20 protein-coding genes are annotated in these 18,577 nt (G+C 66.6%); 12 read left to right on the top strand and 8 right to left on the bottom strand.

The genetic code is table 11. The annotated features are described in order from the left end of the window. Positions 1-23 precede the first annotated feature (23 nt). Together tsaB and ACK543_RS11895 are read right to left on the bottom strand one after the other, a co-directional pair. Positions 24-737, bottom strand: a complete 714-nt coding sequence (gene tsaB, locus ACK543_RS11890; RefSeq protein WP_409943058.1) for a tRNA (adenosine(37)-N6)-threonylcarbamoyltransferase complex dimerization subunit type 1 TsaB — start codon at positions 735-737, stop codon at positions 24-26. A gap of 213 nt (positions 738-950) precedes the next feature. Then, positions 951-1,967 carry a DMT family transporter gene (locus ACK543_RS11895; protein WP_409943059.1) on the bottom strand — a complete coding sequence of 339 codons (1,017 nt, stop codon included), beginning with the start codon at positions 1,965-1,967 and terminating at the stop codon, positions 951-953. 122 nt (positions 1,968-2,089) lie between these two features. On the opposite strand from ACK543_RS11895, the gene dacB reads away from it, so the two are divergent. The 3 genes from dacB to ACK543_RS11910 all read left to right on the top strand — a co-directional run bounded on the left by dacB (position 2,090) and on the right by ACK543_RS11910 (position 5,398). Further along, positions 2,090-3,580, top strand: coding sequence for a D-alanyl-D-alanine carboxypeptidase/D-alanyl-D-alanine-endopeptidase (gene dacB / locus ACK543_RS11900; protein ID WP_409943060.1), 1,491 nt, complete (start codon positions 2,090-2,092; stop codon positions 3,578-3,580). An 81-nt stretch (positions 3,581-3,661) separates the two neighbouring features. Next, complete coding sequence (locus ACK543_RS11905) at positions 3,662-3,931, top strand: SemiSWEET transporter (RefSeq protein ID WP_409943061.1); 270 nt, start codon at positions 3,662-3,664, stop codon at positions 3,929-3,931. Between the two features lie 159 nt (positions 3,932-4,090). Next, entirely contained in the window at positions 4,091-5,398 is a 1,308-nt protein-coding gene (locus ACK543_RS11910; protein ID WP_409943062.1) for a lipase family protein, read from the top strand. A gap of 156 nt (positions 5,399-5,554) precedes the next feature. Here ACK543_RS11910 and ACK543_RS11915 read toward each other — a convergent pair whose 3' ends face one another. The 4 genes from ACK543_RS11915 to purE all read right to left on the bottom strand — a co-directional run bounded on the left by ACK543_RS11915 (position 5,555) and on the right by purE (position 9,327). After that, a complete protein-coding gene (locus ACK543_RS11915; RefSeq protein WP_409943063.1) occupies positions 5,555-6,508 on the bottom strand; it encodes an SGNH/GDSL hydrolase family protein in 954 nt (317 codons plus the stop codon). Between the two features lie 127 nt (positions 6,509-6,635). Then, a complete protein-coding gene (locus ACK543_RS11920; RefSeq protein WP_409943064.1) occupies positions 6,636-7,652 on the bottom strand; it encodes an L-threonylcarbamoyladenylate synthase in 1,017 nt (338 codons plus the stop codon). A 14-nt stretch (positions 7,653-7,666) separates the two neighbouring features. Continuing rightward, positions 7,667-8,836, bottom strand: coding sequence for a 5-(carboxyamino)imidazole ribonucleotide synthase (locus ACK543_RS11925; protein ID WP_409943065.1), 1,170 nt, complete (start codon positions 8,834-8,836; stop codon positions 7,667-7,669). Beyond that, positions 8,833-9,327, bottom strand: coding sequence for a 5-(carboxyamino)imidazole ribonucleotide mutase (purE, locus tag ACK543_RS11930; protein WP_409943066.1), 495 nt, complete (start codon positions 9,325-9,327; stop codon positions 8,833-8,835). Before purE ends, ACK543_RS11925 begins: the two co-directional genes overlap by 4 nt. 152 nt (positions 9,328-9,479) lie before the next feature. On the opposite strand from purE, the gene trxA reads away from it, so the two are divergent. After that, entirely contained in the window at positions 9,480-10,388 is a 909-nt protein-coding gene (gene trxA / locus ACK543_RS11935; RefSeq protein ID WP_409943067.1) for a thioredoxin, read from the top strand. Between the two features lie 29 nt (positions 10,389-10,417). Here trxA and ACK543_RS11940 read toward each other — a convergent pair whose 3' ends face one another. Next, a complete protein-coding gene (locus ACK543_RS11940) occupies positions 10,418-11,338 on the bottom strand; it encodes a phosphoribosylaminoimidazolesuccinocarboxamide synthase (protein WP_409943068.1) in 921 nt (306 codons plus the stop codon). A gap of 231 nt (positions 11,339-11,569) precedes the next feature. On the opposite strand from ACK543_RS11940, the gene ACK543_RS11945 reads away from it, so the two are divergent. From ACK543_RS11945 to hprK, 4 genes are all read left to right on the top strand, one after another. Continuing rightward, a complete protein-coding gene (locus ACK543_RS11945) occupies positions 11,570-12,796 on the top strand; it encodes an MFS transporter (RefSeq protein WP_409943069.1) in 1,227 nt (408 codons plus the stop codon). A gap of 426 nt (positions 12,797-13,222) precedes the next feature. Further along, on the top strand, positions 13,223-13,558 hold the full coding sequence (gene hpf / locus ACK543_RS11950) for a ribosome hibernation-promoting factor, HPF/YfiA family (RefSeq protein WP_409943079.1): 336 nt from the start codon (positions 13,223-13,225) through the stop codon (positions 13,556-13,558). 110 nt (positions 13,559-13,668) lie between these two features. Then, entirely contained in the window at positions 13,669-14,136 is a 468-nt protein-coding gene (locus ACK543_RS11955) for a PTS sugar transporter subunit IIA (RefSeq protein ID WP_409943070.1), read from the top strand. 42 nt (positions 14,137-14,178) lie between these two features. Next, positions 14,179-15,135 (top strand): HPr(Ser) kinase/phosphatase, encoded by a 957-nt coding sequence (gene hprK, locus ACK543_RS11960; protein WP_409943071.1) that lies wholly within the window; start codon positions 14,179-14,181, stop codon positions 15,133-15,135. Between the two features lie 89 nt (positions 15,136-15,224). Here the strand turns inward: hprK and fur are convergent, their stop codons facing one another. Next, positions 15,225-15,641 carry a ferric iron uptake transcriptional regulator gene (gene fur / locus ACK543_RS11965; RefSeq protein ID WP_409943072.1) on the bottom strand — a complete coding sequence of 139 codons (417 nt, stop codon included), beginning with the start codon at positions 15,639-15,641 and terminating at the stop codon, positions 15,225-15,227. Positions 15,642-15,805: 164 nt separating this feature from the next. On the opposite strand from fur, the gene ACK543_RS11970 reads away from it, so the two are divergent. From ACK543_RS11970 to ACK543_RS11985, 4 genes are all read left to right on the top strand, one after another. Continuing rightward, entirely contained in the window at positions 15,806-16,360 is a 555-nt protein-coding gene (locus tag ACK543_RS11970) for an outer membrane protein assembly factor BamE (RefSeq protein ID WP_409943073.1), read from the top strand. A gap of 64 nt (positions 16,361-16,424) precedes the next feature. Next, positions 16,425-17,273: a 4-hydroxy-tetrahydrodipicolinate reductase gene (dapB, locus tag ACK543_RS11975; RefSeq protein WP_409943074.1), complete on the top strand. Its 849-nt coding sequence runs from the start codon at positions 16,425-16,427 to the stop codon at positions 17,271-17,273. Positions 17,274-17,401: 128 nt separating this feature from the next. Then, the gene (locus ACK543_RS11980) at positions 17,402-18,118 is read left to right on the top strand and encodes a MotA/TolQ/ExbB proton channel family protein (protein WP_409943075.1); all 717 of its coding nucleotides are present in this window, start codon (positions 17,402-17,404) and stop codon (positions 18,116-18,118) included. After that, positions 18,115-18,577: ExbD/TolR family protein (locus ACK543_RS11985; protein ID WP_409943076.1), on the top strand; the 463-nt coding region annotated here is incomplete at its 3' end. The genes ACK543_RS11980 and ACK543_RS11985, both read left to right, overlap by 4 nt.

The following is an 18,577-nucleotide window of genomic DNA, read 5'->3' on the forward strand; positions in this document are numbered from 1 at the left end:
GCCAGCGGGCGGCAAGCACGCACTCAGGCTCCCGGGGCGGTTGCAGCACGCAACGCGGCGCGCTCGGCCGTGGTGTACGCCACTTTATCGCGAATGTAGCGGGGCAGCGCGCCGCTGGCGGGCACGGCGCCTCCCGCATCCAGCAAGCCCGGGGCAAGCCGCAGCAGCGCAGCCGCCGTGGGCAGCACGTGGACATGGGTTGCGCCTGGGGCCAGTCTCCCGCGGTAGGGCGGTTGCGCGTTGCCTGCCACCGTCCAGCCCTCGGGTACCTGCACTTGCTCGGGGGAGGACAGGCCGAAATCGGTGTCGCTCACCCATCGCCCCAAGGCGGCCTGCCACTCGCAGCGGGCGTGGTAGACCTCGTCCATCCGCGCATCCAGCACGGCCACCACACGCTGCGCGCCGAATCGGTGGCGCGCGTCCTCGGCCACAGCCACCAGGGTATCGACGGGCAACACCGGGATACCCAGGCCGGCGCGGGCCCCAAAAGCCAGGCCCTGGGCCACGGCGCAGGCCGTGCGCAGCCCGGTGAAGGAGCCGGGGCCTCGGCCAAAGACGATAGCGTCCAGCGTCTCAAACGAGCATCCGGCCTGCGCCGTCAGGCTGCAGATGGTGGGAATCAGCGTGGCCGACGCCTGCGCGCCGCCGGGGCCCTGGTGCTCCCACACCGTTCCATCGTTGCCCTGGACGGCGATGGAGAGCATGTCGGTGCTGGTGTCAAAAGCGAGCAGGTTCATGGTGTGCAACAAGTGAATCCAAAAGCGCTAGGAGCCTGTCGGACTTGGAAATCGTCGGCTGCAAATCGACCGCAGCGGCCCATTTTTAACCGCCTTTTTGCCCCATAGCTCGGCTATGGGGCTGCAAATTCGGCAAAAACTGTCCTCGCTGGGCCCGATTTTCGCTTTCGACGCTCCAAGTCCGACAGGCTCCTAGGCCAACGGCTTGCAGGTTCAGCCCTGCACCCGACCGGTGGCAGCGGGCTCGCAGGCCGCTGCGGGCGGGGGCGCCTTGTTGCCACCGCGCAGCGCCCCCAGCAGGATGCCCGCCGTCACCAGCAGCAATCCGCCGAGCAGGTTCCAGTGCAAGGGCTCATCCAGAAACACCACCGCGCCCATGGCCGACAGGCCAGGCACCAGCGCCGTGATCATGGTGGATCGGACCGGGCCGAAGTGCTGGATCATGCGCGTGAAGCTGATGCCGGAAATGACCACCGAGCCACACCCCTGGAAGGCCAGGTGGAAGGCAATCTCGCCCCATGGGGCGTCTGCCAGACGGCTGGACAGGGCGCCCAGACCGGTCAGCAGTGCATAACCGGGCACATACACCAGGCATGCAAACGCCGTGATGGCAATGGTGGCCTGCACCGCATCGACCGCGTGGCGGCGCGCCAGAACGCTGTAGGCGGCCCAGCAGGACGCCGCCAGCATGAAGAGCAGGTCGCCTTTCCACACATCGCCACCGTCGAAGGCGCTCAGCAGGCTGCGCCCGCCCACCAGCAGATCACCCGCCACGATCAGCGCCAGCGCGGCGGCCCTCAGGGGGGTGATGTGGTCGCGCAGGAGCACGGCAGCCAAAAGCGCCGTCCACAACGGCAGGCTGCCCGGCATCAACACCGACGCATGAGTGGCCGGTGCATGAAAGAACCCCGCATAGGCCAGCATGGCGTAGAGCAGACCGCCAAACGTGCCGAGCAGTGCGGTGGTGCGCAGCGCCAAGGGTGAAACACCCAGCAGGCTCGAGGGCGCGGGCGCTGCGCCGGTGCGGATGGAATCACGCATGCGCCGCCGCACCAGCCACCAGCCCCAGGGCACCAGCACCAGGCTGGCCCCCACGATGCGCAGCAGGGCAATATCGAAGGGCCCGAGCGTATGCTGGGCCGAGGCGCGCGCAATGACGATGAACCCGGTCCAGATGGTGACGGTCACGATGGCCGCCAAAAGGCCCATGGCACGGGGAGACAAGCGCATGGCGTGATTATCGGGCGCCAGCACCAGCCGGGCGCACCAGCCGGGCGTGCGCGGCACCTACCCCCGTCAACGACTGAGCCGATCCTGGTGCAGCGAAGGCCCCGGGCGATAGACTCCGCGCCATGCAACTTGCCTTCTGTTTCCTGGCCCGCCACGGATCGCCCGTGGTCGCCGCACTGTGGGTGACCGCCCTGGCATGGGCCTGCACCAGCATCACCGGGCTGGCGCAGGCCCAGACGGCGGGGCCAGCCTCCGCAGCCCAGGCAGCGCTGCCAGCCGAGGTCGAGGCCGCGCTGGCCCGCGCAAAACTGCCCCGCGACGCGTTGGCCGTGATGGTGGTGGACGCGCAACCCGTGGGCCGTGTCGTGCCGCGTCTGGCCCATCGGGCGCAGGTGCCAGTCAATCCGGCATCGGTCATGAAGCTGGTGACCACCTATGCCGCGCTGGAGCAACTGGGCCCGGCCTATACCTGGAACACGCCCGTGTACCTCCAGGGCACCGTGCAGGACGGCAGCTTGCGCGGCAATGTCTATATCGAGGGCCGGGGCGATCCCAAGCTGGTGGTGGAGCGTCTGTGGATGCTGATGCGACGGCTGCGGGCTCTGGGCATCGAGGTGATCTTTGGCGACATCGTGCTGGACCGGTCGGCCTTTGACGTGCCCGAGCAGGACCCGGCCCGCTTCGATGGCGAGCCCCTGCGGCCCTACAACGCGGCGCCCGATGCGCTGCTGCTCAACTACAAGTCGTCGGTCATGACCTTTGTGCCCGATCCGGCCGCAGGCCTGGCGCGGATTCATTACGACCTCCCTCTGGCAGGCGTGCAGCGGCCGGGAACCGTGGCGCTGGCAGCCTCCGGGGCGGAGTGTGGTGACTGGCGCGCCGCGCTGCGCGCGGAACTGACCGATCCCGCCAGGGTGGTGTTTCAGGGGGTGTATCCAGCGGCCTGTGGCGAGCGGGTATGGCCCGTGGCTGCCCCCGATCCGCGCGGATTTGCCGCCCGCGCTGTGGAGGGTATGTGGCGCGAGCTGGGGGGCAAGCTCACCGGCAGCGTGCGCGACGGCAAGGTGCCGCAGGGGCTCAAGCCCGCGTTGGTGTTTACCTCACCCACGCTGGCCGAGGTGGTGCGCGATGTCAACAAGTTCAGCAACAACGTGATGGCACAGCAGGTGTTTCTGACGCTGGCGCTGCAAAAAAATGGCGTGGCAACGTTGGACGGTGCCCGCGACGTACTGCGCCAGTGGTGGCTGGCCCGCCTGGGCGATGCCGAGTTACCCCTGGCCGACAACGGCTCGGGGCTGAGCCGCGATGCCCGGCTGACGGCCCAGGCGCTGGCGCGCATGCTGCAGGTGGCATGGGCATCGCCCGTGATGCCCGAGCTGGTGGCATCGCTGCCGATCTCTGGCGTGGACGGTACCCTGCGCCGCAGCCAGAGCCGCGTCGGGACGGCCCACCTCAAGACCGGCAGTCTGCGCGATGTCATGGCCATCGCCGGCTACGTGCATGGCGCCAGTGGCCGCCGCTACGCGCTGGTGGCCGTGGTCAACCACCCGGCAGCCGGTGCGGCCCGGCCGGTGCTCGACAGCCTGGTTGACTGGGCGTACCGCGACCAGTGAGGCCGTTGATCCGCAGGCATAGCCATCCACCGCCGCATGCCACCAGCTGCATGCTTCATCGTCATTAAAGTTGTTTGGCCCATGCCCTTTTCAGATCTCGTAGGCTACGTTGCCGCCACCCTGACCACCTGCAGCTTCGTGCCGCAGGCCTGGCATACCTTCCGCACCCGTGACGTGAGCGGCATCTCGCTGGGCATGTACAGCGTGTTCACCGTTGGCGTCGCGCTGTGGCTGGCGTATGGGCTGGCCCTCAAGGCATGGCCGATCGTGATTGCCAATGCCATCACGCTCATGCTGGCCAGCGCCATCCTGGGCATGAAGCTGCTCTATGGCCCGCGCAAGCGCGACTGAGCCTGTGTTCCCCGAACGCAGCGGCTTTCATTCGGATGCTGTCGAAACTGTCGCACAGGTGTCTGGACGGGTGGTTGCTGCGCGTTGTCCCCTATGGACGGTACGGTGCGGCCGCGTTGTACCATCCGACGATTCATTTCTGACCTTAGGAATCCATCTATGACACTCTTGCGCCTGACCAGCGTGGCCGCAGCCGCGCTTTTGCTGGTGGCTTGCGGCGGTTCTGACGACCCGGCGCGCGGCTCGCTGATCGACCCGCCGGCCACATTGACCACCCTCACCGCCGCCCAGATTGACGCGGGGACGGCCAGCGGTGGCTTGCAGGGCATCACCGGCAAGGCCAGGTGCGATGTGAAGGTGGTCGCGCTCAATTACGTCACTCCGGGAGCCAAAAGCGGCGAAAGCAGCAACGCCTCGGGCGTGATGCTGGTGCCCGCCGGCAGTTGCACCGGCGCTACGGCTCTGGTGGCTTACGCCAAGGGCACAGACCTGCAAAAGCCCCGCACGCTGGCCAACCCGCAGGATGGCGAAACCTTCCTGCTGGCAGCCATGTACGCAGCGCAGGGCTATGCAGTGGTTGCCTCCGACTACCTGGGCTATGCCAAGTCCACGTATGGGTTCCACCCGTACCTGCATGCAGACTCTGAAGCCACCACGGTCATCGACTCGGTGCGCGCTGCGCGCAACGCCGCGGGCACCGTGGGCGCCAACCTCTCGGGCAAGGTCATGTTCGTCGGATACTCGCAGGGCGGCCACGCATCGATGGCGGCCCACCGTTCGGCCGAACGCGACTACGGAACCGAGTTCAACGTCGTTGCCGGCGCACATCTGGCAGGCCCGTACAACATGTCGGGCTCGCTCAGCCTCACCGATGCCATCGCCGGATACCAGTTCTTCGTACCCTTCCTGGTCACTGCGTGGCAAAAGGTGTACGGCAACATTTACACCGATGTCAATCAGGCCTTCAAGGCGCCCTATGCCAGCTACATCGAAACACTGCTGCCCAGCCCGACGCTGAATACCACCACGCTGGTGACCACCGGGCGCCTGCCGGGCGGCCCGGGCGTCACGCCCAACCAGGCGCGCGATGCCGTGTTCCAGTCTGCCTTTCTGCAGGGCGCTCAGACCAACGCCGCGCACCCGCTGACCGTGGCAGCGAAAAAGCAGGACCTGCTGGGATGGAGTCCAAAGTCCCGCTTGCTGCTGTGCGGCGGTGCCGGAGACCCGACGGTGCCTCCTGCGGTGCACCAGATTCCGATGAAGGCCGACTTTGACAGCCGCGGCCTGACCAATGTGGTTTCGGTGGATGTGGATGCGTTGGTGCAGTCCACGTTTGGCCCCGGGGGCAAGGCGCCCACCGACCCCACGTCGGCCGAGTTTGCAACCTACTACGGCAGCTACCACGGGACGTACGAGCCACCGTTTTGCCACGTCCAGGCGCGGTGGTTGTTCGATATGGTCAAGTGATCACCATGCCGCGCAGCCGATGCGGGCGCGTGTCCCTCGGTGTTCTTGCCGGGGGGGTACGGGTCTGATGCGTGTCTGCCCGGGATCAAAAAAAGCCGACCCCAGGTCGGCTTTTTTGTGGCCGCACCCGAGGGGATGCGGCAGGGCCTGTTAAGACTACCAGCGGGCCCGCAGGCGGTTGTAGGCGTAGGTGCCAAACTGGCGCTGTGCCGACGGCGTGAGGTACACGCTGTCGGCAAACACGTAGGCCGCAGGGTTGGCATTGGGCAGCAGGGTCGAGCCGGTGCAGAGCAACGAATTGAGTTGCCCTGCGCCAATGCCGATGCCATTGCCCGCATCGACCGAGGTGCACACGGCTGCGGTGGCGTTGCTGAAGCCGAAGTTGCCGGGCGTGCTGGTGTACAGGTTCACGTAATAGGCCAGGTCCACGTACAGCACGTTGGCACCGAGGTCCACGGTGTTCACCAGAAGGCCTTCGTTGAAGCGGCTGCTGGCGGTGGAGAGCAGGGACTCGCGGGCGATGGCCTTGGCCCAGGGGGTTTTGCCCAGGTCGTACGTGCCGGTGACGACCACGTACTTGGCGCCCGCGTTGACCAGGCGGCGCACCTGCGCGGCCAGGTCTTCGCCGGCCTTGCGGGCGGCGGCAGTCATCTGGGCCTCGGTCTGGGTGCCTGCGTTCACGGCTGCCATGCCAGCAATCACGTCGCTCGCTCCGCCCGTGATGAACACGACATCATTGCCCGTGAAGTTGCCGCTGGCCAGAAACGTGCTGATCTGTTCGGTCACGGTGGGCGAGGCGGCATTGCCTGCGGCGTCCGGCTTGGCACTGACGCGCGCATTCCCTACGGCATAGCTCAGACCACCTGCCGAGGCCGCGGCCAGGGGCTTGCCGTAGCTGGCTGCCACCTGCAGTGTCCAGTTGTTCACGCTGCCGTCGTTGACGGTGTAGCGCGAGCCGTTTTGTCCCACATCGCTCAACGCATCACCGAACGCGATGAAGCGCTGGGGCGAGATGGCCGATTCGGTGGTGCTTGACCCGCAAGCCGCAAGCAACGCGGCTGATGCACATGCGGCGACCACAACGGTACGACGCATCCAATTTGCTGCCATGTGTAATTCTCCAGAAACGAGCCAGCTAGTTTAACGAGGCCATGCGTGGCCATGTAAAGCAGCGCGCACCAGCGGCGCGGCCACGGGCGTGGGGCGCATGGGGGCGGGCCTGCAGGGTGTGCTCGGCTTACGCGGCTGCGGCGCGCTGCAGGCGGTCGCGCACGCCTTCCCATTCTGGCGAGGCGGGCGGTGTTTCAACCCAGATCAGCTTTACCCCCTGCTCGTCAAAGCCGCGCAGCACGGCAAAGAGCTGTTGCGCGGTGGCGGCGGCGTCATCAGGCATGCGGCGCAGCACCAGCCGGGCCGATGGGGTGCGCAGTGCGGCCCGGGAGTACACGGCAATGTGGGCCGCCTCTGCGCCCAGCAGGTCCAGGCCGGTCTGCAGCGATTTGGCGTCCATCAGGCGCACCTTGGCCTGGGGGGCGTAGTGGGCCTGCAGGGTGCCCGATGCGCGCGGGCTCTGGCTGGACAGGTCGTCCCGCGACACAGGTGCGATGCCGCAGGCTTGCTGGATTTGCGCGCGCGAGATACCCCCGGGGCGCAGCAGCACCGGAACACCCCGGGTGCAATCCACGATGGTGCTCTCGATGCCCACTTCGCAGGGGCCGCCGTCCAGCACCAGCAGGCCATCACCCAGCTCCTGCTGCACATGCAGCGCCGTGGTGGGGCTGACGCGGCCAAACCGGTTGGCGCTGGGCGCGGCCACACCCCAGACGGGCGCATCGCCGGGCACGGCGGCATCGGCAGGCGCTGCGCACGCGGTCAGCAGGGCATGCGCCACCGGGTGCGCCGGGCAGCGCAGGCCTATGCTGTCCTGCCCACCGGCAGCCGCCGTGGCAATGCCGGGAAGGCGGGGCAGGATGAGGGTGAGCGGCCCGGGCCAGAACGCATCGACCAGCCGGCGTGCAAAGGCGGGCACCTCGCGCGAGAAACGGTCTATGCCCGACGCATCAGCCACATGCACGATGAGCGGATGGTCGCTGGGACGCCCCTTGGCAGAAAAGACCAGCGCCACGGCGGCGTCGCTGCCCGCGTCGGCGGCCAGGCCGTACACCGTTTCGGTGGGCATGCCCACCAGCCCACCACCGCGCAGGGCGCGTGCTGCGGCGGCGATGGAGCCAGGCTGTGTGCCGTCCAGAATCATGTGCGCCACCCGATTCAGAACGGGGCAACGCCTAGCAGGGCGGCGGCCTGCAGCGCCGTGGCGCGCGCGGCCCCCGGCGTGGCAGCGGTGATGTTCAGGTGGCCCATCTTGCGGCCCCGCTTGGCCTCGCGCTTGCCGTACAGGTGCAGGTGGGTGCCCGGCAGGGCGAGCACCTTGGCCCAGGCAGGGGTCTGCGCCGTATCGCCATGGGCAAACCACAGATCCCCCAGCAGGTTGAGCATGACGGCCGCGCTGTGCTGGCGCGGTGGCGTGAGCGGCAGGCCCGCCATCGTGCGCACCTGCAGCTCAAACTGCGACACGTCGCAGGCATCTTGGCTGTAGTGGCCGCTGTTGTGCGGACGTGGAGCTATCTCGTTGACCACCAGGCTGCCGTCTTGCAGCACGAAAAATTCCACACACAGCACGCCCACGTACTGGAGACCTTCTGCTACAGATTTGGAAGCATCTATCGCTTGTGTGGCAAGCGCGGGTGGCATATTTTCTTCATAAACCTCGGTCACGGCCAGGATGCCGTCGCGGTGCAGGTTGCGCTGCACCGGCAGATGCACCATGGCGCCATCGGCCCCGCGCGCCACGATGACGGAGCACTCGAGCTGCAGCGGCAGCATCTTCTCCAGCACGCAGGGCACCCGGCCCACGGCTTCCCAGGCAGCGGCCAGGTCGGCGGCGGTTTTCACCCGCACCTGGCCCTTGCCGTCGTAGCCCATGCGGGCGGTCTTGAGGATGCCGGGCAGCAGTTCGGGCGAGACGGCGGCAAGCTGCTGGCCCGTTTCGATCACGGCATGGGGGGCGCAGGGCACGCCGCAGGCCACGAAGTGGGCTTTCTCGCGCGCGCGGTCTTGCGCCACCGACACGGCGCTGGCGGCGGGCGATACCGGGCGCTGCCGGGCCAGCGCGGCCAGCGCGGCGGCGGGCACGTTTTCGAACTCGGTCGTCACCGCATCGGCCACGCGGGCCAGTTCGGCCAGACCGGCGGGGTCTTCGTAGCCGGTCTGGATGTGGTGATGGCTCACCAGCCCGGCCGGGCTGGTGGGGTCGGCATCGAGCACAGCCGTGAAGTAGCCCATGGCCTGCGCCTGGTGCACGAACATGCGGCCGAGCTGGCCACCGCCGAGCACACCCAGCGTCGATCCTGGAAGGAGGGGCGTGAGCGCTTCGGTCATGCGGCGGGGGGCAAGGTCATGTCGCGTGCTGCCTGCGTCTGCTCGGCGCGGAAGGCTTCGAGGCGCTGGCGCAGCGCGGGGCTTTCGTTGGCCAGCAGCGCCACCGCAAACAGGGCCGCGTTGGAGGCACCGGCCGTGCCGATGGCAAAGGTGGCCACCGGAATGCCCTTGGGCATCTGCACGATGGAGTGCAGCGAATCCACGCCTTGCAGGTGGCGGCTGGCCACCGGCACGCCCAGCACGGGCACGCTGGTCTTGGCTGCGATCATGCCCGGCAGATGCGCCGCACCCCCGGCCCCGGCGATGATGGCCTTCAGGCCCCGGGCGGCTGCGGCCTCGGCGTAGGCGAACATGTCATCGGGCATGCGGTGGGCCGACACGACGCGGGCCTCATGAGCGATGCCGAACTGCTCGAGGATGTGCACTGCATGCTGCATGGTGTCCCAGTCGCTGCTGGAACCCATGACCACGCCGATCTGGATGGGTTTCATGGTGTGTGGGGTGGCGCTGGCCGGGGCCCAAGGCCCGCTGGCGCGGTGGGTAGAACCCGTAATTTTACGTTTTGCGTTCGCGCGGCCTCCAGCGCCACCGGGCGATGGGCGAAAATGGCGGCCACGCTTCACAGGACTGCGCCCGAACCATCATGATTGACGTCACCGTAGAGAATTTTGAAGACGAGGTCGTTGCCGCCTCGATGAACGTGCCCGTGCTGGTCGATTTCTGGGCCCCGTGGTGCGGCCCGTGCAAGTCGCTCGGCCCGGTGCTGGAAAAACTCGAAACCGAGTACGCGGGCCGCTTCAAGCTGGCCAAGATCGACTCTGACCAGGAGCAGCAGATCGCCAGCATGTTCGGCATCCGCAGCATTCCCACCTGTGTGTTGCTCATGGAAGGCCGGCCCGTGGACGGCTTCATGGGCGCCCTGCCCGAAGGCCAGGTACGCGCCTTCCTGGACAAGCACATTCCCTCGGCCGAGGCCATCGAGTCCGGCATCGAGGAAGACGACGCGATGCAAGCGCTGTCGTCGGGGGATGCAGACACCGCGCTGGAGAAGCTGCAGCACGCGGTGGCGACCGACCCGGGCAATGACGACGCCCGTTTTGACTACGTCAAGCTGCTGCTGCAGCTGGGGCACGACGACGACGCCAAGGTCGCTTTTGCGCCAGTGATTGCCAAGGCAGCCGGCTCGCTGCGCCTGGGTGCGCTCAAGACCTGGATGGATGCTATTGATTTTGTAGCTTCCAGCGCTTCAGGGGCAGGCGTAGAGGCCGAATTTGATACCAAAATTGCCGCCAACAAACGCGACTTTGACGCACGCTACGCCCGCGCCCGCCTGCTGATGGTGCAGCAGCGCTGGACCGAGGCCATGGACGAGTTGCTGGAGATCCTGATGCGCGACAAGGCTTGGGGCGAAGAGGCGGCCCGCAAGACCTATGTGTCGATCCTGGAGATCATCGAGCCGCCCAAGGTCAAGGTCGCCGAGGGGCAGATCCCGCCCGAAGACCCGGTGGTGGCAAGCTACCGCCGCCGCCTCAGCTCGGTGGTGCTGAGTTGACCGCGTTGCTGCCGTAGCGGCTCAGGGCACTAGCCCATCAGCCGATCCAGCGCCTCGCGGTACTTGGCGGCGGTTTTTTCGATCACCTCGCGCGGCAGGCGCGGCGCGGGCGCGGTTTTGTCCCAGGGCTTGCCGGCAATCTGCGCCTGCTCCAGCCAGTCGCGCACAAACTGCTTGTCGTAGCTGGGTGGATTCTCGCCACGGGCCAGCGCGTCGGCATAGCCCTCCACAGGCCAGTAGCGTGAGCTGTCCGGGGTCAGCACCTCGTCCATCAGCACCAGCGTGCCGTCGGGCGCAAGGCCAAACTCGAACTTCGTGTCGGCAATGATCATGCCCTTGGCGAGGGCCATCTCGGCTGCGGCCTTGTAGATGGCGATGCTCAGGTCGCGGATGCGGGTGGCCAGGTCGGCACCGATCATGTCCACGGTCTGCTCGAATGTGATGTTCTCATCGTGCTCGCCGACGGCGGCCTTGGCTGCAGGGGTGTAGATGGGTTCTGGCAGCCTGGCTGCGTTGGTGAGGCCGGCAGGCAGCGGCACACCGCAGACGGACTGCGACTGCTGGTACTCCTTCCAGCCGCTGCCCGCCAGGTAGCCGCGCACCACCGCCTCGACCGGAATCGGCTTGAGCCGCCGCACCAGCATCGAACGGCCGCGCACCTGGGCGGCTTCTGCGGGGCTCACCACGCTTTCAGGGGCATCGCCGGTGAGGTGGTTGGGGCACAGGTGGCCGAGCTTGTCGAACCAGAACAGCGCCATCTGCGTGAGCAGCTCGCCCTTGCCCGGAATCGGCTCGCCCATGATGACGTCAAAGGCCGACAGGCGGTCGCTGGCCACCATCAGGATCCGGTCTTCGCCCACGGCGTAGTTGTCGCGCACCTTGCCCCGCGCCAGCAGGGGCAGGGAGGTCAGGGCAGAGGTGTGCAGGGCGGGGGAGCTTGGCTGGTTCATGGTGTGGGTGTGGGCAGTCGGAGTCCGCCGCGTTCTGGCCTGTAGGGCGGTATCGTGCCGGGGCAGCACCCCGCGCAAGGTAAGAATTTTACGCGGTGCCCCACTTTGTTCCGGGCCGCCCGCTGCACGATCGCGTGCATTGCGGCACACTGCGCTGCTTTGTTGCTTGCGTCCGCCGCCGGGCGGCTTCCTGTGCCCCACACCACGTCCGATTCGTCCCGCCCCGCGCCTGTGTCTGCGCCGGATCCGGGCCTGCAGCGCCGCGAGCTCTGGCTGCTGATCACGCTCGCTGGCGTGCAGTTCACGCACATCCTTGATTTCATGATCATGATGCCGCTGGGGCCGCAGTTCACCCGGCTGTTTGGCATCAGCGACGCGCAGTTTGGCTTGCTGGTGTCGGCCTACACGCTGGCCGCGGGCGCCTCGGGCCTGCTGGCGTCCACCTACATCGACCGCTTTGGCCGCAAGCGGCTGCTGCTGGTGCTTTACTCGCTGTTCGGTCTGGCCACACTGGCCTGCGGGCTCGCCCCGACGTACGGCTCGCTGATGGTCGCGCGCGTGCTGGCCGGTTTCTTTGGCGGGGTGTTGTCGGCCATGTCGCAGACCATCGTGGCCGACGTGGTGCCGTTTGAACGGCGGGGCCAGGCCATGGGGATCGTGATGACGTCGTTTTCGTTGTCCACCGTGGCCGGGGTGCCGTTGGGGCTGCTGCTGGCCCAGTGGGGCAGTTGGCACACACCGTTTTTTGCCATTGCCGCCATGGTCGGCATCCTGGCCGTGGTGGCGGCGCGCACCATGCCCACGCTGTCGGCGCATGTGCATGCGGCCTCGGGCCGCTCCGCCATCCAGGGCATCCTGCAGGTGCTGGCCGATGCCAACCATCGCTGGGCGTTTGTGTTCACCGCGCTGCTGATGTTCACCGGGTTTACGGTGATTCCGTACATCACCATTTACTTGCAGACCAATGCAGGGGTGCGCGCCGAGCAGATCCCGCTGGTCTATCTGTGCGGCGGCGTGACGACGCTCTTCACGGCACGCCTGTTCGGACGCCTGACCGACCGCTACGGCAAGGTCCAGACCTTCAGAGCGCTGGCGCTGGGTGCAGCGCCCTGCCTGCTGGGGATCACCCTGGTGGCAGGCCATCCGCTGTGGGTGGTCCTGATCGTCTCCACGCTGATGTTTGCGATCGTCAGCGGACGCATGATTCCGGGCATGTCCATCGTTGCATCGGCCGCCCAGCCGCAACTGCGCGGCACATTCATGACGCTCAATGCGTCGGTGCAGTCAGCCTCGATGGGCGTGGCCTCGGTGGTGGGTGGCCTGGTCATCAGCCGCGATGCACAGGGGCTGATGCAGGGCTACTGGATGTGCGCCGTGTTGGGCATTGCGGGGAGCCTGTTGTCGATGCTTGCCGTCGCACAACTGCACATGCACGGGGGCCCGGCCAGGCCGCGCTAGAGCCCGTCGGACTTGGAGCGTCGAAAGCGAGAATCGGCCCCAGCGAGGACAGGTTTTGCCTAATTTGCAGCCCCATAGCCGAGCTATGGGGCAAAAAGGCGGTGCTGTCGAAGAGCGGCGAAGGCAAAAAATGGACCGCTGCGGTCGATTTGCAGCCGACGACTTCCAAGTCCGACAGGCTCCTAGGCGCGAAGTCGGCACAAGCCGCGGTCCTCGGTCGCTTTCGGGATTGCGCTCGCTCGGGTGCTACCGCACCCCGACCGGCATAACCCAGCAATAAGTGACGGTTTGGGATTGCTTTTCGCCGGTGGCGGGGGCATAGTGAAGCCAAGCCAGCAGTTTGTTGAAAAAGTTAAGAGATTTCCCCGGGCCATTCCTCGACCAAAGGATGGCTTTTTTCCACCGAGAGCCAAAGGAGACCACTTTATGAATTTGACGATCAGCGGGCATCACCTCGAAGTCACTCCAGCCTTGCGCAGCTATGTCAAGACCAAGCTGGAAAGAGTCACCCGGCATTTCGACCAGCTGGTGGATATCAAGGTTCTGCTCACGGTGGAAAAGCAAAAGGAAAAAGAAAAGCGACAGCGGGCGGAGTGCAACATCCACGTCAAGGGCAGCGACCTGTTTGCAGAAAGTTCCCATTCAGATCTTTACGCCGCAGTGGACGAGCTGATCGACAAGATGGATCGCCAGGTCGTGCGCCACAAGGATCGTTTGCAAGACCACCATCACGAAGCAGCCAAGCGCGACATGCACGTCTGATGCGCCGGCCCTGAGCCCGGCCCGCAACCGCCCTGACAGGCGGTTTTTTGTTGCCTGATGTGCCGGCATCAGGGTTTTCGCCAACATGTGCATAATCGCGAATCCCGACCATGAACCGACTTGCCTCCATCCTGCCTTCCGCTCAAGTGCTTGTGAGTGTGGACGCCACCAGCAAGAAGCGTGCTTTTGAAGAGGCCGGTTTGCTGTTCGAGAGCCAGCACGGCCTCTCGCGCGCACTCATCACTGACAGCCTTTTCGCACGCGAACGCCTGGGCTCCACCGGGCTGGGCCACGGCGTGGCCATTCCGCATGGCCGCATCAAGGGCCTCAAAGCCCCGATGGCCGCGGTGTTCCAGTTGGTCAATCCGATCGGCTTTGACGCGCCGGACGAGCTGCCCGTCGGCCTGCTGATCTTTTTGCTGGTGCCGGAGGCGGCCACGCAAAAGCACCTGGAAATCCTGTCAGAGATTGCCGAGCTGCTCAGCGATGCAACCCTGCGCGAGAAGCTCAAGGCCTGCGGAAATGCGGCCGAATTGCACGGCATGATTGCCGGCTGGCAGTCCACCCAGGCTGCCTGACCGGCTTGAATCTGGTTCAACCCGCAGCCGCTGCCCCCAGCCGTGAAGCCCAATGTTGTCAGTGCCGATGTCCTCTTTGAGGAATTTCGCGGGCTACTGAAATGGGAGTGGGTGGCCGGCCTGGGCGCCTCCGAGCGGCGCTTCGATGAGGTCGCCGTGCGGTCGGCCCGCTCCGGCGCTGACCTGGTGGGTTACCTCAACTACATCCACCCGTATCGGGTCCAGATCCTCGGCGAGCGGGAAATCGCCTACCTGAGCAGCGCCTCATCCGAGGACTGCAAGCGCCGCGTCTCCCGCATCGTCACGCTGGAGCCGCCGGTGCTGGTGCTGGCCGACGGCCAGGTGGCGCCCGATGAGCTGGTGTCGATGTGCGAGCGGGCGCAGATCCCGATGTTCGCCACGCACGAGTCGTCGGCGTTTGTCATCGACGTGCTGCGCACCTACCTGTCCAAGCACTTCGCCGACCGCCTCACGGTGCATGGCGTGTTCATGGACATCCTGGGGCTGGGCGTGCTCATCACGGGCGAATCGGGCCTGGGCAAGAGCGAGCTGGGGCTGGAACTGATCTCGCGTGGCAATGGTCTGGTGGCCGACGATGCCGTGGATCTGTACCGCATCAACCAGACCACCATCGAAGGCAGGTGCCCCGAACTGCTGCAAAACCTGCTGGAGGTGCGCGGCATTGGCCTGCTGGATATCCGGGCCATCTTCGGCGAGACAGCCGTGCGCCGCAAGATGCGCCTGAAGCTCATCGTGCATCTGGTTCGCAAAGAGACACTGGAGCGCGAATACGAGCGTCTGCCCTACGAGCCGCTCACGCAGGATGTGCTGGGCGTGCCGGTGCTCAAGGTGGTCATTCAGGTGGTGGCCGGCCGCAACATCGCTGTGCTGGTCGAGGCCGCCGTGCGCAACACCATCTTGCAACTGCGCGGTATTGATACCTATCAGGAATTTGTAGAGCGGCACCGCCGCGTCATGGATCGCGACACCGGCGGCTGAGGTTTGCCCACCAGCGGGGGACCCGGTTGGCGAGCGACCCGGGGGCGCCCCTTCCTCAGGGGGAAGGCGCGCAGCGCCTCAGGGCGAGCCTATTTGCTTGCACAGCTTGCACACTGGCCGTACAGCGCCATGGTGTGGTCCTGCACCCGCCAGCCTTTTGCCGCAGCAACCTCCTGCTGGCGTTTTTCGATGTCAGCGTCGTAAAACTCTTCCACCTTGCCACAAGATGTGCAGATGAAGTGGTCGTGGTGTTGCCCCTCGTCGAGCTCGTACACCGCCTTGCCGCTCTCGAAATTGCTGCGAATCAAAATGCCCGCCTGCTCAAATTGCGTGAGCACCCGGTACACCGTGGCCAGCCCGATGTCCGAGCGATCTTCCAGCAGCACGCGAAACACATCCTCAGCCGTCATGTGCCGCTGAGCGCTTTTTTGGAAGAGCTCCATGATCTTCAGGCGCGGCAGGGTGGCCTTCAGGCCGGTGCTCTTGAGTTCGTCAATGTTGGTCATGGCATGCGCCTTCGGGGACTGCCCCGTTGCGAAGTCGTCGGGCCCGGTTCGCGCAGCGGCCCCCTGGCGTCCTGAGGACACTCTGCATCCTCGCGAGGGTGAGGCACAGCTGCGTTAGGGGCTGCCGCTACAATGGTTCGATCATATCCTCAGCCCTTTGACCCATGTCCGTTCAAGCCCGTTGCAGCACCCGTGTGGCGCTGACCCTGATGATCTGCGCCAGCATGATCGCTCTGGCCGGATGCAGCAGCGTCCAGGGCGCCTCTGACCGCATTGCCGGCATCGTCAAGCCGTACAGGGTAGATGTGGTGCAGGGCAATTTCGTGTCCAGCGAGCAGGTCGCCGCGCTCCAGCCCGGCATGGGCCGCCAGCAGGTGCGCGAGATCCTCGGCACGCCGCTGGTCTCGAGCCTGTTCCATGCCGACCGCTGGGAATACGTGTTCACGCTCAAACGCCCCGGCGAGCCCCTGCAGACGCGCAAGCTCACGGTGTTCTTCAAGGGCGACCTGATGGACCGTGCCGAGGGCGACGACATGCCCTCTGAAACCGAGTTTGTGGCTTCGCTGGGCAAGCGCAGCGGCAGTGTCAAGGTGCCGGCGCTGGAGGCCACCCCAGAGCAGCTCGCGAGGTTCCCGGCCCCCGCCCAGTCGGCGGCTGCACCCGCAGCGCTGGAGCCTGCGCCCACCAGTTATCCGCCGCTGGAAGCGCCGATGCGCTGACGGTTGGCCTGCTGTCGGCCCCGGCATCCGCTGGCGGCCATAGCACTTTCGTTACAGGACTCTCATGAACGGCACCACTTCGTCTGCCCTTGATTCACCCCCATCCCTTGTCCGTTGCCGTGTTGCCATTGCCGGAGCCTCCGGCCGCATGGGCCGCATGCTCATCGAAGCGCTTCGCGACAGCGACGACTGCGTGCTGGCCGGTGCCCTGGACCTGCCCTCCAGCCCCGCCGTGGGCTCGGACGCCACCGCCTTCCTGGGTCACGCCAGCGGCGTGGCCATCACTGCCGACTTGGAAGCGGGCCTGGCCAACGCCGACGTGCTGATCGACTTCACCCGCCCCGAGGGCACTCTGGCCCACCTGGCCGTGTGCAGCCGGCTGGGCGTGAAAGCCGTGATCGGCACCACCGGCTTCAGCGATGCCCAGAAAGCCGAGATTGCGGCCCACGCGCAGCGCACGGCCATCGTCATGGCGCCCAACATGAGCGTGGGCGTGAACGTCACCCTCAAGCTGCTGCAGATGGCGGCCCAGGCCATGGCCACCGGGTACGACATCGAGATCATCGAGGCCCACCACCGCCACAAGGTGGACGCGCCATCGGGCACCGCCCTCAAGATGGGCGAGGTGATCGCCCAGGCCATGGGCCGCGACCTCAAGGAGTGCGCGGTGTACGAGCGCTACGGCCACACCGGCGAGCGCGACCCGTCAAGCATCGGCTTTGCCACCATCCGCGGTGGCGACATCGTGGGCGACCACACCGTGCTGTTTGCGGGCATCGGCGAGCGCATCGAGATCACGCACAAGTCGTCCAGCCGCGCCACCTATGCCCAGGGCAGCCTGCGCGCCGTGCGTTTCCTGGCAGGGCACCGCACCGGCATGTTCGACATGTTCGACGTGCTGGGCCTGCAGTGAAACGCCCCGCTGTGGCGCGATGCGCCGTCACCCATATCCCGCATGGCTGCGCCACGCGGGAAGGCGGACACCGCGAGCGCGCCGGGGCGGCCCAGGCGCCGGGGGCGCATTCGATAGGGGTTTGATCCATGGACATTCTCCACTGGTGGCGCCAGGGCGATGCCGTCACGCAGGCCACGGCCGTGTTGCTGTTGGCGATGTCGGTCGCCAGTTGGGTGGTGATCCTCTGGAAGCTGCGCGCCATGCGCCATGCCAGCGTGGATGTGCAGCGATGCACGGCCGCCTTCTGGCAGGCCCCATCGCTGGAACTGGCGCGGCAGCGATTGCAGTCATTTGACCGGCAAGCGCTTGTCCTGCCTCTGGTAGTTGCTGCACATTCGATAGCAAATGGGCGATGGACCTCGGCAGCCGCTCCCAGCCTGGCTGGCGCTGGCAGCCTTCAGCAGCAGCTCACGCGGGTGCTGCGCGACGCTTTGCACGGCGTGCTGGGCCAATTGCAGTTTGGGCAGGTACTGCTGGCCACGGTGGGTTCCACCGCGCCATTCGTGGGTCTGCTGGGCACCGTCTGGGGCATCTACCACGCGCTCACGGCCATCGCCGGGGCCGGCCAAATCACCATCGACCGCGTCTCGGGCCCGGTGGGTGAAGCACTGGTGATGACGGCTGCGGGTCTGGCCGTGGCCATACCGGCCGTGCTGGCGTACAACGTGTTCGGCCGCCTGATCGGGCGCGTGGAAGCCGACCTGGAAGGCTTTGCGCTGGACCTGCGCGAACTGCTCGTCGACACCGCAGCCCGTGGCGGCGATGCGGCGGCCGGGGCCGATCAACAGCGCGGTGGGATATGAGTTTCGGCCGGCTGGAACGCACCACGGGCCCCCAGCCCATGAGCGACATCAACATGACCCCCCTGGTGGACGTGATGTTGGTGCTGGTGGTGATCTTCATCCTCACCGCCCCGCTGCTCAGCAGCTCGATCCGGCTGGACCTTCCGCGCGCCGAGGGCGGCTCTGCGGGCTCCACTCCCCAGGCCGTGACGGTGGTGGTCGATGCACAAGGCCAGGCGTATCTCGATGACCAGCCACTGGCGCAAGCCGCCCTGGCCGAGCGGCTGCGCCGCATCGGCGCGAAGCAGCCCGACACCGAACTGCAACTGCGCGCCGACGCGGGCGTGCCCTATGGCCGCGTGGTCGAGGTCATGGACGCCGCGCACCGCGCAGGCCTGGCCCGCATCGGGTTTGTCACCGAGCCCGCACGGGCATCGACATCGGTCAGCCCCGCGCCGACCTCTGCCTCGCCGCCCGCAG

Source organism: Acidovorax sp. (assembly GCF_046341535.1).
Taxonomy (GTDB): domain Bacteria; phylum Pseudomonadota; class Gammaproteobacteria; order Burkholderiales; family Burkholderiaceae_C; genus Acidovorax.

Excerpts from the sequence above, each read along its gene's own strand:
- tsaB (WP_409943058.1), bottom strand. The coding sequence starts at position 737 with ATGAACCTGCTCGCTTTTGACACCAGCACCGACATGCTCTCCATCGCC.
- ACK543_RS11895 (WP_409943059.1), bottom strand. The coding sequence starts at position 1,967 with ATGCGCTTGTCTCCCCGTGCCATGGGCCTTTTGGCGGCCATCGTGACC.
- dacB (WP_409943060.1), top strand. The coding sequence starts at position 2,090 with ATGCAACTTGCCTTCTGTTTCCTGGCCCGCCACGGATCGCCCGTGGTC.
- ACK543_RS11905 (WP_409943061.1), top strand. The coding sequence starts at position 3,662 with ATGCCCTTTTCAGATCTCGTAGGCTACGTTGCCGCCACCCTGACCACC.
- ACK543_RS11910 (WP_409943062.1), top strand. The coding sequence starts at position 4,091 with ATGACACTCTTGCGCCTGACCAGCGTGGCCGCAGCCGCGCTTTTGCTG.
- ACK543_RS11915 (WP_409943063.1), bottom strand. The coding sequence starts at position 6,508 with ATGGCAGCAAATTGGATGCGTCGTACCGTTGTGGTCGCCGCATGTGCA.
- ACK543_RS11920 (WP_409943064.1), bottom strand. The coding sequence starts at position 7,652 with ATGATTCTGGACGGCACACAGCCTGGCTCCATCGCCGCCGCAGCACGC.
- ACK543_RS11925 (WP_409943065.1), bottom strand. The coding sequence starts at position 8,836 with ATGACCGAAGCGCTCACGCCCCTCCTTCCAGGATCGACGCTGGGTGTG.
- purE (WP_409943066.1), bottom strand. The coding sequence starts at position 9,327 with ATGAAACCCATCCAGATCGGCGTGGTCATGGGTTCCAGCAGCGACTGG.
- trxA (WP_409943067.1), top strand. The coding sequence starts at position 9,480 with ATGATTGACGTCACCGTAGAGAATTTTGAAGACGAGGTCGTTGCCGCC.
- ACK543_RS11940 (WP_409943068.1), bottom strand. The coding sequence starts at position 11,338 with ATGAACCAGCCAAGCTCCCCCGCCCTGCACACCTCTGCCCTGACCTCC.
- hpf (WP_409943079.1), top strand. The coding sequence starts at position 13,223 with ATGAATTTGACGATCAGCGGGCATCACCTCGAAGTCACTCCAGCCTTG.
- ACK543_RS11955 (WP_409943070.1), top strand. The coding sequence starts at position 13,669 with ATGAACCGACTTGCCTCCATCCTGCCTTCCGCTCAAGTGCTTGTGAGT.
- fur (WP_409943072.1), bottom strand. The coding sequence starts at position 15,641 with ATGACCAACATTGACGAACTCAAGAGCACCGGCCTGAAGGCCACCCTG.
- ACK543_RS11970 (WP_409943073.1), top strand. The coding sequence starts at position 15,806 with ATGTCCGTTCAAGCCCGTTGCAGCACCCGTGTGGCGCTGACCCTGATG.
- dapB (WP_409943074.1), top strand. The coding sequence starts at position 16,425 with ATGAACGGCACCACTTCGTCTGCCCTTGATTCACCCCCATCCCTTGTC.
- ACK543_RS11980 (WP_409943075.1), top strand. The coding sequence starts at position 17,402 with ATGGACATTCTCCACTGGTGGCGCCAGGGCGATGCCGTCACGCAGGCC.